This is a genomic window from Deinococcus multiflagellatus (assembly GCF_020166415.1).
Taxonomy (GTDB): Bacteria; Deinococcota; Deinococci; order Deinococcales; family Deinococcaceae; genus Deinococcus; species Deinococcus multiflagellatus.
On the sequence record NZ_JAIQXV010000014.1, the window covers coordinates 1 to 13,755 of the forward strand.

The following is a 13,755-nucleotide window of genomic DNA, read 5'->3' on the forward strand; positions in this document are numbered from 1 at the left end:
AGCCTCTCTCCATAGGACCTCCTCCCCAAACTGGATTGATGGCGCGGCCAGGAGCTCTCTCCCACCGCGCCCCGCCTCCCGCTACCCTTAGACCTTCACCAGCCAGCCTTCCGGCGCCGGGCGGTCCCCGGACTGAATCCCCGTCAGCTTGTCCTATAGACCCCTGTTTACGGGAAGGTCAAGGTCTCGCCTGCACTGGTGGTCACCGTCAGCGTGGGCCGTTGTGGATCAGAAACGTCCACACGGCAGCTCACGATGTTCCTGGGGGCGGGCCCGGTACCCTGCTTCAGGCAGTCGCCCCCTTTGGCCTTGCCGTTCACACTGTCAGCGTAAACGCTGAGGTAAGTGTTCATCACGTATGAGCGAATGGCGGCCTCCTGCGCCTCCCCACGGGCTTCCAACAGGCCTGGAATCAGCGAAGTGGCCAGGAACACGACTTGCAGGCCCACCGACAGCACCAGATGAACGCCGATGATGCCCCACTTCAGGGGCTGAGCCAGGGCGGGTCTGGCCCAGTCCTGGGCGGCCTCTTTGGCGAAGGTGTCGCGGTAGTGCATCAGCAAAAAGGCAGTGACAACCAGGGCAACGACAGTGCCCGCCGTCCCCCACGACTCGGTGAACAGGGAAACCGCGCTGGCCCCCACCAGCCACGCCACATGCAGCGGAATGCGGTTGAGGTAGGTAAACCCGGCCCCAGGCGCAATGAAGGTCAAGAACAGGCCCAACCAGTAGTTTGGGCGGCGCGCTGGAATGGGGGCGGCAGCCACAGGCAAAGTGGTCATTTTATGAGAATGAAGTCAAGATTCTTACTTTTCTCTTTAATCAAGTCCCTTTTGTCATTCAAGCTTTGGCCACGACAGCAACGAGAAAGCTGAGGGGCGCGGCCAGGATCTCTCCCCCACCGCGCCCCGCCTCCTGGTCCCCGCTGCCCTTAAACCCTCACCAGCCAACCTTCCGGCGCCGGGCGGTCGCCGTACTGAATCCCCGTCAGCTCGTCGTACAGGCGCCGGGTGACGGGGCCCACTTCCGTTTCGCTGTAGAACACGTGGAACTTCTCGCCATGCTGAATCCCGCCAATGGGCGTGATCACGGCCGCCGTGCCGCACGCGCCGGCCTCGCTGTACTCGTTGAGGCGGTCAATGTACACGTCGCCCTCCACCACCTTCAGGCCCAGGCGGTGCTCGGCCAAGTGCAGCAGGCTGTACTTGGTGATGCTGGGCAGGATGCTGGGCGACTGGGGCGTCACGAAGGTCTGCCCGTCTTTGGTGATGGCGAAGAAGTTGGCGGCGCCCACCTCTTCAATCTTGGTGTGGGTGGCGGGGTCCAGGTAAATGGCGTCAGCGAAGTGGCGCTCCTTGGCCTCAAAGCCGGGGAGCAGGCTGGCGGCGTAGTTGCCCCCCACCTTGGCCGCCCCGGTGCCGTGCGGCGCGGCGCGGTCATAACTGGACGTGATGAAGTTGTGCGGGGTCAGGCCGCCCTTGAAGTAGGCGCCCACTGGAATGGCGAACACGCCGAACAGAAATTCCGGCGCCGAGCGCACGCCGATGTTGTCGCCCACGCCGATCACGTAGGGGCGCAGGTACAGCGCGCCGCCCGTGCCGTAGGGGGGAATCCAGTGCTCGTTGGCCTTCACCACCTGCCGGCAGGCGTCAATGAACTGCTCGGTGCTGACTTCGGGCATCAGCAGGCGGCGGCAGCTGGCCTGCATGCGCGCGGCGTTCTGGTCGGGGCGGAAGAGGTTCACGCTGCCGTCGGCGGCGCGGTACGCCTTCAGGCCCTCAAAGCACTGCTGCCCGTAGTGCAGGGCCGTTGAGCCCTCGCTGATGTGCAGCACGTTGTCCAGGGTCAGCTGGCCGCTGTCCCACTGCCCGCCGCGCCAGTGCGACAGGTAGCGTTCGTCGGTGCGGATGTAGCTGAAGCCCAAGGTGGACCAGTCGAGGTTCACAGGCGGACGGGTCTGGGTCGTCATGCCCCGATTGTGGACCACGGCGCCGGAACCGGTCCACCAGGAGCGGACAGCAGAAGGGTGCAGCGTAGCTGACGGCGCGGACAGCCTACGAACAAGCACCCAGTCCACGCTCCACGCTCCACGCTCTACGCTCCGCCCTCCAGCACATAGCGCCGGAACCGCTCCAGAATCGCCAGGCCCACCGCCCCGCTCTTTTCCGGGTGAAACTGCGTGGCATGGACGTTGCCCTGGCTGAGGGCGGCCCAGAACGGCACGCCGTACTCGGTCAGCGCCCCGGCGTCCACTTCCGTTTCAATGGGCACGTAGTAGGAATGCACAAAGTACGCGTAGGCCGGGCAGGCGAGGTCGCGCAGCAGAGGACTATCGCCCACCTTGTCCAGCGAGTTCCAGCCCATCTGCGGCACCTTCAGGCCCGGCAGGTGCTCAAAGCGGCGCACGGTGCCCGGCACCAGCCCCAGGCCCCGCACCCCAGGCGCTTCCTCAGAGCCGTCCAGGAGCATCTGCATCCCCACGCAGATCCCCAGCAGCGGCGTGCCGGCGTTCGCGGCGTCCAGCACCGGCTGGCGAAAGCCGCTCTCGTCGAACGCCTCCATCACCTGCCGGAAGTGGCCCTGGCCCGGCACCACCACCGCCCGCGCGCCGGGCACGTCGGCGGGGTCGGCGCTGACCTTCACCGTCATCCCGGCCCGCTCCAGCGCCTTGGCCGCGCTGCGCACGTTGCCCGCACCGTAGTCCAGCAGCAGCACCTCCGGCGCGCTCACAGGCTCCCCTTGGTGCTGGGCATGGCGTCCGAGGTCAGCTCAAGCGCGTCGCGCAGGGCGCGGGCCAGGGCTTTCATCACCGCTTCAATGACATGGTGGGCCTCGCGCCCGGCCAGCAGGCGCACATGCAGCGTGATGCCGCCGTGGTTGCACAGGCCGCGCAGAAACTCGCGCAGGTGGTAGTGGGTCATGCCGCCCGCTGTGCCCCACACATCCAGCGTTTCCGGCTCAAAGGCCAGATGCGCGCGCCCGGACAGGTCCACCACCACATGCGCCAGGGTTTCGTCCATGGGCACGAAGGCGCTGCCGTAGCGCTCAATCCCTTTGCGGTCGCCCAGCGCCTGGGTCAGCGCCTGCCCCAGGGTGATGCCGGTGTCTTCAATCAGGTGGTGGGGCTCAATGTGCAGGTCGCCCTCGGCCTGCACGCTCAGGCCCAGGCGGGCGTGGCGGGCCAGGGCGTCGAGCATATGGTCAAAAAACCCGTGCCCGGTCCGGGGCGGGTCATAGGCGGCAGTCTCAAGGTCCAGGCGAACAGTGATGGTCGTTTCGCTGGTCTGGCGGGTCACGGTGGCCGAGCGGCTCATGGCGCGCATGCTAGAGCGTGGAGGCGCCTCCAGACCGTGGCTTGTCGAGGGGGCGGCAGGCGGCGCCTGAGCAGAACACCCGCCCGCCTATTCTGCCTTGACCGTAATTCTATTCTGTTATAAACTAAATACATGAAACTGAGCGATGTTCAGAAACGACTCCAGGCCCCGTTTCCCGCTCATATGGTGGCGTGGAAGCCCGGTGTCATCAGCAAAGACCGGAAACGCGCCCTGATGCTGGCCCACATTGACGCCCGCGCGGTGCAAGACCGCCTGGATTCCATCTGCCCCGATGGCTGGAGCTTCGAGGTGGAAGTCGTGCCCGGCACCCGCCTGCCCACCGTGAAGGGCCGCCTGACCGTGCTGGGTGTGACCCGCGAGGACATCGGCGAGGCCCAGGAAGGCGACCTGGGCACCCTGAAGGCGGCCAGCAGCGACGCCCTGAAGCGCTGCGCTGTGCATTTCGGCATTGGCCGCTACCTGTATGACCTGCCCAAGACCTGGGCCGACTGGGACGACGCCAAGCGCGCCCCCACCACCACCCCCGAACTGCCCGACTGGGCCCGCCCCGATCACGAGCGCACCCCCGGCGGCGCCCACCTGATGCAGGCCATGGAACAGCTGCGCTACGAACTGCCCGAGGACCTGGAACTGCAGCGCGAAGTGTACAAGCACCTGAAGGCCGCCCTGGGCAGCCTGCACCCTGGTTCGCCCCAGACCGGGCGCGCCGCATGATCTGGCGTGGCCGCGAAGGCGACCGCCCCGGTACCCGGCAACTGCTGGCCTTTACCCTCTCGCTGTTCCTGCTGATGCTGCTGGGCGGCACCCTGGCCCGCCTGCTGTAAGTCCCGCCCCAGGCGGGATTTTTTTTGCCCCTGCCTTGTTACCACTAAAGTACGGACAGTTGCCCGCAGCCACCCCTTACGCTGGCCGCATGACCTGGAACCCCGACGTGTACGACCAGTTCAAGGCCGCCCGCAGCGCCCCGGTGCAGGATCTGCACGCGCTGATTCCAGACAGGCCCTACCGCCGGGTGGTGGACCTGGGCTGCGGCACCGGCGAGCACACACTGACCCTGGCCCGCCGCTTCCCCGACGCCGAAGTGACCGGCCTGGACAGCAGCCCCGAGATGCTGGCGCGCGCTGCCGCGCACGAAGCCCCCAACCTGCGCTTTGTGCCGGGAGACATTGCGGCGCTCTCCGGCGACTTTGACCTTATTCACGCCCATGCTTCGCTCCAGTGGCTGCCCGACCACCCGGCGCTGCTTTCACGGCTGTGGACCCACCTGACCCCGGGCGGCGTGCTGGCCGTGCAGGTGCCCGCCAACCACGACCACCCCAGTCACCGCCTGCTGAGCGAGACCGCCGCCGATTTTGCAGCCGCGCTGGGCGGCTATACCCGCTTTGGCACCGCGCACGGCGCCTCGCCGGTCCTGAGCCCGGCCGCCTATGCCGAGCATCTGGACGCCCTGGGGGCGCAGGCCATTACAGCCCTGAGCAAGGTGTACCCGGTGGTGCTGGACGGCGCTGAAGGCCTGATTGCCTGGACACGCGGCACGGCGCTGGTGCCCTACCTGTCGCGGCTGGACGACGCCACCGGGGCGCGCTTCCTGGCCGCTTACCGGGCGAGGTTGCAGGCCGCCTATCCCGGCGAGCGGCTGTATTACGCCTTTACCCGCGTGCTGTTCGTGGCGAGCAAACCGACGGCGTAAGGCCGGGCGCGCTGGGTGACAGCCGCAATGCTCACAACAGGCCCCAGCGCGCCTTCCGGGCGAACGGGGTGGGTGACTCGGATAGAGGGCCGGCGCTGGCGGAACTCGGGGGCTCTTGCCTGGCCCAAGGCTGGAACATGCTGCTCCTGTCAATCAGACCACCGCAGCGGCTCATCCTTGCGGGTCAGAGAATTCCCCTTGCCACGGGCACCCGCGCCCGCCTCACAGCGGTCACTCGCGCTGCTCGCCCCACATAACCTGAAGGCGAACCCTTCAAGTCATGTGGCTACCACTATCAGTCCAGCAGGTCCTTGGGGTCCAGGTTCTGCTCCACCAGTTGCGGGGTCAGCAGCATCACGAGGCGCGACATCTGGCCCGAGCGGTCCCTCACGTTGCCCTCCATGAGGTACAGATTCTTGAACATGCCGTCGCCCAGGCGGTACATGTTCATCACCTCGCCGTCCTTTTTGGCGGCCTTCAGGAAGATCAGCTGCCGCGCGCCCACGAACTCGCCCGCCTTGCCCTTGGGGTTCACCAGCAGAATGGCCCAGTGCTCCGGGCTGCGCTTGGGCATATACATGAACATCAGGGCCTCGGTGGGCACGCCCGCAGGCTGAGCCCACATCTGCATAATCAGCTCCGTGCCCATGCGGCTGTCAATCACGGGCTTGGTCTTGGCCTGCCCGGTGGCGTACGACCACATGGTTTTCGAGTAGTCAGCGGCCTGGGCCAGCCCGGCGGCGCCCAGGGCAGTGGCGGCGAGAGTGGTACGGGAAAAGCGGGCGAGCGTGTTCATCGCCTCCCAGCATGGCAGCCCCCGGCCGGGCATGGGGCCGCAGGTGCGGCCCTCTGGGGGGGGCATGCCCCCAGCGCTGCCCGGCCTAAACGCCGCGCTTTTTGGTGCCGCGCATGGGCGCGTGGTTCCAGGGATCGTCGGGCCAGGGGTGCTTGGGATACCGGCCGCGCAGGTCCTTGCGCACCTCGAAATACGACGAGTTCCAGAACGAGCGCAGATCCTGCGTGACCTGCACCGGGCGCCCGGCCGGCGACAGCAGGTGCAGCAGCACGGGCGTGCGGCCCCCGTTGACGGCCGGCGTCTCGGCCAGCCCAAAGAGTTCCTGCAACTTCACGGCCAGGATGGGCGCCTCGCCGGGGCGGTAGGTCAGGCGAATGCGGCTGCCGGTGGGCACGGTGAGGTGGGTGGGGGCGAGCTCATCCAGCTGCGCGGGCCGGGGCCACGGCAACAGGGCCTGCAGGGCGGGCAGCAGGTTCAGGCGACCCAGATCCTCGCGGGAACGGGCGCTGCCCAAGTGCGGCGCGAGCCACACGTCCAGCGTCGCCAGCAGGCCCGCGTCGGTCAGGTCCGGCCAGCTGTCGTCCGGGCGCCAGTGGCGCAGCGACCCCACCCGGTCCCGCAGGGCCTGGGCCTCGGGGCCAAAGGTCAGCACGCCCAGGCCCTCCTCCCGCACCGCGCCCAGCAGCGCGGCCGTGCGGGCCTCCTGGGGCAGGTCCCGCAGGGGCCGCGTCTCCAGCACCAGGGCGCCAAAACGCCGCTCCTGCTGCGCCACCAGCGTGCCCGCGCGGCTGTCCCAGCGCACAGCGTCCACCCACGGCGCCCCGGCGCTCAGCACGGCCGGGTCCAGGGGCGCGGCCAGGAAGATGCGCCCCTCGGCCTGCGCGGCGTCCAGGTGGGCCACTGCCAGCGCGCAAGTACCCGCCAGCGCGTCGCCTTCGGGCAGGGCCGCGCCCTGTCCCCCCGCCAGCAGAAAGCGCCCCCGCCGCAGGCCCGAATGGGCTTCGCGTGCCAGGGCGGCCCGCTCGGGGTAGGCACGCGCCACCAGGGCGCCCACAGCGAAAGGGTCCGGCGCCGCGTCGTCCGGGCGCACGCCCAGCAGCGCGCGCCACTGCCTGGAAAGGCGCTCGATGCGTTCCAGCACAGCCACGTCGCCCCCATGGCCCTCCCGGCGGCGCCACGCGCGCAGGGCCGCCACCCGGTCGGTCAGGTCCGCGCCGCTGCCCGGGGGGAGGGGGTCGCGTTCTTCCAGCAGCGCGGCCACATCGGCGGCCAGGGCGGGGGTCTCCTGGCCTGTCAGCAGGTGGGCGAGGCGCGGGTGGGTGGGAAAGTCCAGCAGGCGCTTGCCCTCCGGGGTGATGCGGCCACGGTCGTCCAGGGCGCCCAGGCCCCGCAGCAGCTCGCGGGCCGAGGCCACCCGGCGCTCGGGCGGCAGGTCCAGCCATTGCAGGGCGGCCGGGTCCGTTACGCCCCACTGCGCCAGTTCCAGGGTCAGCGGCGCGAGGTCGGCTTCCAGCAGTTCGGGCGGGCGGGCGGCGGGCAGCAGCGCCTGGGTGCGCTCGCTCCAGAGGCGGTAGGCCACCCCCGGGGCCGTGCGCCCGGCGCGGCCCGCCCGCTGCGCCGCTGCGTCCTGCGTGACCCTGCCCGTGACCATGCGCGAGAGCCCGGTGGCCGGATCGAACTGCGCCCAGCGGCTCTGGCCGCCGTCCACCACCACCCGCACGCCCTCAATGGTCAGCGAGGTCTCCGCGATGCTGGTCGCCAGCACCACCTTGCGCCGCCCCTCCGGGTCCGGGCGCAGGGCGCGTCCCTGCTCGCGCACCGGCAGGTCGCCGTACAGGGGCAACACGGCGGCGTCCACCCCAGAGAGCAGGCCCATCGCCCCGCGAATCTCGCGCACGCCGGGCAGAAAGGCCAGCACGTCGCCCTCGTGCTCGGCCAGGGCCGCGCGCACCTGCCGGGCCACGGCGTCTTCCACGCGCCCGGCAGGGTCGACGGCCAGATAGCGCACCTCCACGGGGTAGGCCCGGCCCGCACTCTCGACCAGCGGCGCCCCCAGGCGCCCGGGCAGTGCGGGGTCCAGCGTGGCGCTCATGACCAGCACGCGCAGATCGTCGCGCAGGGCGCCCAGCAGGTCGCGCAGCAGGGCCAGGGCGAGGTCGGCGTTCAGGGACCGTTCGTGAAACTCGTCCAGAATGACCAGCCCCACCCCCGCCAACTCTGGATCGCGCTGCAGCCGCCGCGTCAGGATGCCCTCGGTGACCACCTCCAGCCGGGTGCCGGGTGACACCTGCGCCTCGAAGCGCACCCGGTAGCCCACCGTTTCCCCCACCCGCTCCCCCAACCCTTCCGCCAGCCGCGCCGCCACCGCCCGCGCCGCCACCCGCCGGGGCTGCAGCATGATGATCTTTTGCCCGGCCAGCCACGGTTCGTTCAGCAGGGCCAGGGGCAGGGCGGTGCTTTTGCCGGCGCCGGGGGGGGCCTGGAGGACGACGAGGGGGTGGGTGTGGAGGGCGGTTTGGACGGCGGGAATGACGGTGTGGATGGGGAGGGTGGGGGGGGTCACGGGGGGCATGGTACGGGGGGACGAGGGGGGTGAAGGTGGCATGGGGGGTTGGTGGAAGCTTGGCCCGGGTTGCCCCACCCCCCCAGCCCCCCTACCCCGGAGGGGCAGGGGGGAGCGGCGCTGCGCTGGGCAAGAGTTTCTACTGACGTTGGCTGGGCTTACCTCTTCGGTAACGTGTCCGGCCTCGACGCCATCCTCCGAGACCGCGCAATGGCCCGCGCCCTTCGGGCACGACGGCCTCGTCTGGACCTGGGCGGTAGAGGGGCAAGAAGGCGTGGTGCGTGCGAGAAGGTTCTACTTTGAACAGCAGCAAAGGCCATAGCCGCTTTTGCCTTTCAAAAGTAGAACCTCGCATTTTCAGCGTCCCCACCCTTCACCCCTACGGGGCGAGCAACGGAAGCCGTCGTGCGCGCAGCGCGCGGGCGTCCGCAGATGGGCGGAGAAAGGCGACGGCGTACAACGCGGGGCGAAGCCGGGCCGCCCCAAATCGTCAGTCAACGTTTGCCAGCGCAGCGCCGCTCCCCCCTGCCCCTCCGGGGTAGGGGGGCTGGGGGGGTGGGGCATACACGCAAACGACCCCGCCCAAAAACCCCCCCCTCACCCCAACCCCACCACCCCCCACAAATCCTTCAGCACCACCTCCGGCACCTCCCCCCCCAACCCATGCCCCGTCGGCAAATACGCCGCCCGCACCCCCACCTGCTGCGGCCCCCACACATCGTTGCGCGGCGAATCCCCCACAAACCACGTCTCCGCCGCCGCCACCCCCAGCCGCGCCAGCGCCAGCTCGTAGATACGCGGGTCCGGCTTGCTGAGCCCCACCGACTTGCTGATCACCACGTCGTCCACCAGCCCGGTCAGGCCGCAGCGGTCCAGGCAGGCCTGCTGCACCGCTGGCCAGCCGTTGGTGACCACCCCCAGCCGCACCCCCCGCGAGCGCAGTTCACGCAGAACCTCGTGGGCGTGCGGCATGGGCACGGCGTGGGCCATGTGGCCGGAGTAATGGTCCAGCAGGGCCTGGGGATCATGGGGCAGCCCAAATTCATTCACCAGCTGGGGCACCACCTCGGTCTTGGACCGGTAGCCGAAATCATCCAGTTCCACGAACCGCTCGGCATAGCCGTCTGGCAGGGCAAAGCGCGCGGCGTGCTCGGCCAGCCACGCGCGCAGGGTGGCGGCGCGGTCGTGCAGGGTGCCGTCCAGATCAAAAAGCATGGCGCGTGGGGACATGGGGAGCATCTTACACACGATGCTCAGCGGAGGCTCAGGAGGCTTCGCCCTCCCCTTTCGGTTCATCGGGCGATTTGTGGAAGGCCGCGCCCATGTGCCGCACCTCCTCGTGAATCAGGGTGGTGTTCAGCGACACGGCGGCGATCATGCCGCTGGCCGCCGCGCTCATGACGTACTGCGGCGCGCCGGTCATGTCGCCCGCCGCCCATACGCCGCGCACGCTGGTCATGCCGTGTTCGTTGACCACCACGCGGCCCTTGTCGTTCAGTTCGCAGCCCAGGGCGGCGGGCAGGGTGCTGCGCTGCTGCTGTGTGGGGTTCAGGAACAGGGCGTCCAGGGACAGCGAATCAGCGGAAGTCGCCTCTGAGGCCGGTGGGTCCGCCAGCGGCGCCCGGAAGCGCACGCGCACATCCTGCCGCCCGCCCAGCCGCAGAATCGGCGCCGTGTGCACCGGGATGCCCACGCGGCGCAGGTCCTCGCGTTGCTCGTCGGTCAGTTCGTCGGGCCCGTCGGTCAGCAGGGTCACGCGTTCCGACCACGAGCGCACACTCAGGGCGAGGTGGTGGCCCTCCTGCCCCGAGCCCAGCACGCCCAGCCGGGCGTCCTTGTTGGGCCAGCCGTCGCAGTAGGGGCAGTGGTGCACGGTGGCCCCCCAGCGTTCACGCAGGCCGGGCACGGTGGGCAGCACGTCGCGCACGCCCGTGGCAAACAGCACCCGGCGCGCACGCACCCAGCGGCCTTCCAGGCGCAGGGCAAAGCCGTCCGGGTCGGGGGCCACCTCGCGGGCCAGTTCGGGCCGCACCGTGACCGCGTAGGGCGAAAGGTCTCCCAGCCCCAGCGTCTTGAGGGTCACGGGCGTGGCGCCGTCGCGGGTAAACACCCCGTGGGCGGCCTGGGCCCGCACATTGCGCGGCGGGCCGCCGTCCAGCAGCAGCACCCGGCGCCCGGCGCCCCCCAGCACCAGCGCGGCGTTCAGGCCGGCGGGCCCAGCGCCCACCACCACGGCGTCATACAGGGCGGCGGCACTCACGCGCCGGCCTCGTGGGGGCGGGCGGCCTGGGGCCCGGGGCGCACGCTGAGGTCCGGCAGGGTGGCGTCGCGCGGGGCGTTTAAGGCAAAGGCGATGGTGGCCGCCACGGTTTCAGGCTGGATGAACGCCTCTGGGGTGTAGGGGGCGCCCTCCTGCGTGCGGACCTTTTCCTGCATGGGGGTGGCGGTGCGCCCCGGGTACACCGAGGTCACGCGCACGCCGTGCGGGGCCTCTTCTTCGCGCAGGGCGTCGGCCAGGGCGCGCAGGGCGAACTTGCTGGCGGCGTAGCTGCCCCAGCCCGCATTGGCCCGCAGGCCCGCGCCGCTGTTCACGAACACCACCACGCCCTGTTCGGCGCGCACTTGGGGCAGCAGCACCCGGGTCAGTTCGGCCGGGGCCACGGTGTTCACCGCCAGGGTGTGGGTCCAGACCACGTGCCCCTGCCCGGCCACGGCGCCCAGGTCCACCACCCCGGCGTTGTGGACGAGGTTCGTAACCCGGCCCAGCCCCGCCAGCGCCCCTTCAAAGGTCTCGGGACGAGTCAGGTCCAGGGGCAGCGGCTGGGCGCCCAGTTCGGCACACAGGCGCTCCAGCGCGGCCCCGCCCCGGCCACCCAGAATCAGGTCGTGGGTGGGGGCCAGGGCGCGGGCCAGCGCCGACCCGATGCCCCCGGAAGCGCCAGTGATGAGCGTGACGGGCCGGTGTGTGGTCATGGGGCTGACCTTATCTCACCTTCGGCGGAACCGTTTGCGGTCGAGTCCAGGCGAAACGAGCGGGGACTGGCCGGGCTCCGGGCGCAGGGGGACCAGAGGGGGCCTGGGCCAGTGCGGTCAAGGGCCAGAGGGCGCCGGGCTGGCTTCAGGCCGCACCAGCCGCGTGTGGAAGTACTGTTCCTGAAACCGGATGATGGTCGCAATCGCGTCGTCACTCCAGTGGGTGCCGTCGCGCGCCACCACCAGCTTGTCCTCGGCGTCATTCAGGCGCTCAATGACCGCGATCACCTCGCCCTCGGCCTCGGGCACGGCCGCGTCCCAGCCCAGCAGGTAGGCGTCCACGGGCTGGCCATCACCGCTCTGGGTACCGGGCAGTTCGCCGTAATTCACCGGGTAGCGCAGGTCCGGGTGGCGCGGGTGCACCGAGCCCAGTGGGCGGTCCACCACCACGCGCACGCGCTGGCCCAGGTAGGCGCGCAGGTCTGGCCGGGTCACGGCGCGCCCCCCGCCTGCGCGGCGTACAGGTCGGCCACCCCCTGGGCAATGGCCTGGGCCATGCGCTCTTGTCCGTCGGGGCTGTGGAGCAGGCGCAGGTTACCGGGGTCGGTCAGGTAGGCCAGTTCCACCAGCACACTGGGCTGGGTGGTGGGGCGCGTCAGGGCCAGGTCGGCGCCGGGCTTCAGCCCTGCCCCCGGCCCCAGGTCTGGCAGCCGGGCGCGCAGGGCGGAGAGCAGCGCCGCCGCCAGGGGCTGCGCCTGCGGGTGGGTGAAGTACACCTCCGGGCCCCGAATCCCGCGCGGGTCACGGCCATCGGGCAGGGCGTTGGCGTGAATCGAGATCAGCAGGTCGCTGCCCGCCGCCTCGGCACTCAGGCCCCGTTCCACCAGCCCCAGGGTCACGTCCCCCGTGCGGGTGAGGTTCACGGTGGCCCCCTGGGCGCGCAGGAGTTCGGCGGCGCGCAGGGCAATGGGCAGCACCAACCCCTTTTCAGGCACGCGCAGGCTGCCCGCTCCGCCGTTCTGGCTGCCACCGTGCCCCGGGTCCAGGGTAATCACGCGCCCGGCCAGGGGCCGCGCCGGGTCCACCGTGGGCGGCGGGCGCAGGGTCAGGCGCAGGTCTTCGCCCTCGGGGTTGGCGGTAAAACCCCACAGTGGCGCGGCCAGCACCGCGCTGACCTGGGTGATCAGCCCGCCGGCCAGCGATTGCACTTCCAGCCGCTCCAGCGGCCAGGGCAGCGGCCCGGCCGGCGGCGTGAAAGGCGCGGCTGTCTGGCCATACATGGCGAGCGTGACCCGCCGCGCCGAGGGCTGTTCCAGGGTGAAGGGTGGCCGCGCGGCCCCGATGGGCAGGCGCAGCACGACTTCGGGGGCGGACGGGGCAGCAGTTTTGGGCGGCGCACTGTTGGGCAAGGCCGTGGCGGGCAGGGCTGCAGGGCCCTGGGCCGGCACCAGGGGCTCCGCTGCCGACCCTGCATCGACCGCGATGGCTCCCCCCGTGGGGGCGGGGGGCGTGCCGTCCAGCGGCACCACCTGGGCGGCCGTCACCAGCGCGCCCACGCCGGGGGCCAGCCGCACGCGTAGGTCCGGGCCCACGCGGCCCACGGCGCGGAAGGTCATGTCCTCGCGCGGGTACAGCAGCGGCTGGCCGTCCAGCGTGGTCAGGCGGGTGCCCGCCGCGTTCACGCCCAGGCCCGGCACGCTGCCGGGGGGCTGCGCCACCGTGCGGGCGGTGCCCGGCGCGCTACTCAGCCGGCCGGGGGCCGTGGCGCTCACGGTGCGGCCGTCGCGCCCGCGCAGGCTGACGGTCACCGGGGCGGCCCTCAGCACCGTGCCGGTGGGCAGGGTGTAGGCGCCGCTGTACACGCCGGCCGGGCCCTCGGTCAGGGGCTGCGCGGGGCCGCCCGCCACCCGGAACGTGGCCTGCCCGCCCGGCGAGCCCTGAAAGCGCACCGGCACGCGGCGTTCGGCGGGGCTGTCGCCGGCCGGGTCCCAGAATTCGCTGGGCTGCGCGGGCTGCACGCTGGCGCGCGCAATGGCGGTGGGCACCGCCGGCAGGCTGGCGGGCACCGTGCGGGTGACGGTCAGTACCCGCGACACACTCTGACCGCCCTGGCGCGCCACCAAGCGCAGGGCGTTGGCGCCGGCCTTCAGCGGCCACCAGGTGATGAACAGGCCGTCCGGGCCGGTGGGCACCGCCACGCCGCTGACGGTCAGGGCCGCGCCGGGGCTCACGCTGCCTTCCAAGATCACGTGGTCATACGGCACCCGGTGGCCGTCCGGGGGGTAGGCCACGTACACGCTGGGCGCGGCCTGCGCGCTGGACAGGGCCAGCGCGGCACCCAGAACGAGGCAGGGCAGAGAAACGCGCATGCCCCCCGGGATAGCACGGCGTATGCTGC

General features: G+C 70.9%; 13 protein-coding genes. 2 read left to right on the forward strand and 11 right to left on the reverse strand.

Annotated features, from left to right (window positions below):
• Positions 1–167: 167 nt before the first annotated feature.
• From K7W41_RS15315 to hisB, 4 genes are all read right to left on the reverse strand, one after another.
• Positions 168–782: a hypothetical protein gene (locus K7W41_RS15315; protein ID WP_224610231.1), complete on the reverse strand. Its 615-nt coding sequence runs from the start codon at positions 780–782 to the stop codon at positions 168–170.
• Positions 783–931: 149 nt separating this feature from the next.
• A complete protein-coding gene (locus K7W41_RS15320) occupies positions 932–1,969 on the reverse strand; it encodes a branched-chain amino acid aminotransferase (RefSeq protein ID WP_224610234.1) in 1,038 nt (345 codons plus the stop codon).
• Between the two features lie 125 nt (positions 1,970–2,094).
• Positions 2,095–2,730 carry an imidazole glycerol phosphate synthase subunit HisH gene (hisH, locus tag K7W41_RS15325; RefSeq protein ID WP_224610235.1) on the reverse strand — a complete coding sequence of 212 codons (636 nt, stop codon included), beginning with the start codon at positions 2,728–2,730 and terminating at the stop codon, positions 2,095–2,097.
• The gene (gene hisB, locus K7W41_RS15330) at positions 2,727–3,314 is read right to left on the reverse strand and encodes an imidazoleglycerol-phosphate dehydratase HisB (protein WP_224610237.1); all 588 of its coding nucleotides are present in this window, start codon (positions 3,312–3,314) and stop codon (positions 2,727–2,729) included. The genes hisH and hisB overlap by 4 nt, the downstream gene beginning before the upstream one ends.
• A gap of 132 nt (positions 3,315–3,446) precedes the next feature.
• Between hisB and ddrA the strand changes: the two genes are divergently transcribed.
• Complete coding sequence (ddrA, locus tag K7W41_RS15335) at positions 3,447–4,049, forward strand: single-stranded DNA-binding protein DdrA (protein ID WP_221089043.1); 603 nt, start codon at positions 3,447–3,449, stop codon at positions 4,047–4,049.
• 199 nt (positions 4,050–4,248) lie between these two features.
• A complete protein-coding gene (locus K7W41_RS15340; protein ID WP_224610239.1) occupies positions 4,249–5,025 on the forward strand; it encodes a methyltransferase domain-containing protein in 777 nt (258 codons plus the stop codon).
• Positions 5,026–5,320: 295 nt separating this feature from the next.
• On the opposite strand, the gene K7W41_RS15345 is transcribed toward K7W41_RS15340, so the two are convergent.
• From K7W41_RS15345 to K7W41_RS15375, 7 genes are all read right to left on the reverse strand, one after another.
• Complete coding sequence (locus tag K7W41_RS15345) at positions 5,321–5,821, reverse strand: hypothetical protein (protein ID WP_224610241.1); 501 nt, start codon at positions 5,819–5,821, stop codon at positions 5,321–5,323.
• Positions 5,822–5,906: 85 nt separating this feature from the next.
• Positions 5,907–8,393: an ATP-dependent helicase HrpB gene (gene hrpB, locus K7W41_RS15350; RefSeq protein WP_224610243.1), complete on the reverse strand. Its 2,487-nt coding sequence runs from the start codon at positions 8,391–8,393 to the stop codon at positions 5,907–5,909.
• 588 nt (positions 8,394–8,981) lie between these two features.
• Complete coding sequence (locus K7W41_RS15355) at positions 8,982–9,614, reverse strand: HAD family hydrolase (protein WP_224610245.1); 633 nt, start codon at positions 9,612–9,614, stop codon at positions 8,982–8,984.
• Positions 9,615–9,648: 34 nt separating this feature from the next.
• Positions 9,649–10,644 carry an NAD(P)/FAD-dependent oxidoreductase gene (locus tag K7W41_RS15360; RefSeq protein ID WP_224610247.1) on the reverse strand — a complete coding sequence of 332 codons (996 nt, stop codon included), beginning with the start codon at positions 10,642–10,644 and terminating at the stop codon, positions 9,649–9,651.
• The gene (locus K7W41_RS15365; RefSeq protein ID WP_224610249.1) at positions 10,641–11,357 is read right to left on the reverse strand and encodes an SDR family oxidoreductase; all 717 of its coding nucleotides are present in this window, start codon (positions 11,355–11,357) and stop codon (positions 10,641–10,643) included. Before K7W41_RS15365 ends, K7W41_RS15360 begins: the two co-directional genes overlap by 4 nt.
• Positions 11,358–11,474: 117 nt before the next feature.
• Positions 11,475–11,852 carry an inorganic diphosphatase gene (locus K7W41_RS15370; protein WP_224610251.1) on the reverse strand — a complete coding sequence of 126 codons (378 nt, stop codon included), beginning with the start codon at positions 11,850–11,852 and terminating at the stop codon, positions 11,475–11,477.
• Positions 11,849–13,726, reverse strand: coding sequence for an N-acetylmuramoyl-L-alanine amidase (locus tag K7W41_RS15375; RefSeq protein WP_224610253.1), 1,878 nt, complete (start codon positions 13,724–13,726; stop codon positions 11,849–11,851). The genes K7W41_RS15370 and K7W41_RS15375 overlap by 4 nt, the downstream gene beginning before the upstream one ends.
• Positions 13,727–13,755 lie beyond the last annotated feature (29 nt).

Excerpts from the sequence above, each read along its gene's own strand:
- K7W41_RS15315 (WP_224610231.1), bottom strand. The coding sequence starts at position 782 with ATGACCACTTTGCCTGTGGCTGCCGCCCCCATTCCAGCGCGCCGCCCA.
- K7W41_RS15365 (WP_224610249.1), bottom strand. The coding sequence starts at position 11,357 with ATGACCACACACCGGCCCGTCACGCTCATCACTGGCGCTTCCGGGGGC.
- ddrA (WP_221089043.1), top strand. The coding sequence starts at position 3,447 with ATGAAACTGAGCGATGTTCAGAAACGACTCCAGGCCCCGTTTCCCGCT.
- K7W41_RS15345 (WP_224610241.1), bottom strand. The coding sequence starts at position 5,821 with ATGAACACGCTCGCCCGCTTTTCCCGTACCACTCTCGCCGCCACTGCC.
- K7W41_RS15340 (WP_224610239.1), top strand. The coding sequence starts at position 4,249 with ATGACCTGGAACCCCGACGTGTACGACCAGTTCAAGGCCGCCCGCAGC.
- K7W41_RS15355 (WP_224610245.1), bottom strand. The coding sequence starts at position 9,614 with ATGTCCCCACGCGCCATGCTTTTTGATCTGGACGGCACCCTGCACGAC.
- hrpB (WP_224610243.1), bottom strand. The coding sequence starts at position 8,393 with ATGCCCCCCGTGACCCCCCCCACCCTCCCCATCCACACCGTCATTCCC.
- hisB (WP_224610237.1), bottom strand. The coding sequence starts at position 3,314 with ATGAGCCGCTCGGCCACCGTGACCCGCCAGACCAGCGAAACGACCATC.
- K7W41_RS15375 (WP_224610253.1), bottom strand. The coding sequence starts at position 13,726 with ATGCGCGTTTCTCTGCCCTGCCTCGTTCTGGGTGCCGCGCTGGCCCTG.
- K7W41_RS15320 (WP_224610234.1), bottom strand. The coding sequence starts at position 1,969 with ATGACGACCCAGACCCGTCCGCCTGTGAACCTCGACTGGTCCACCTTG.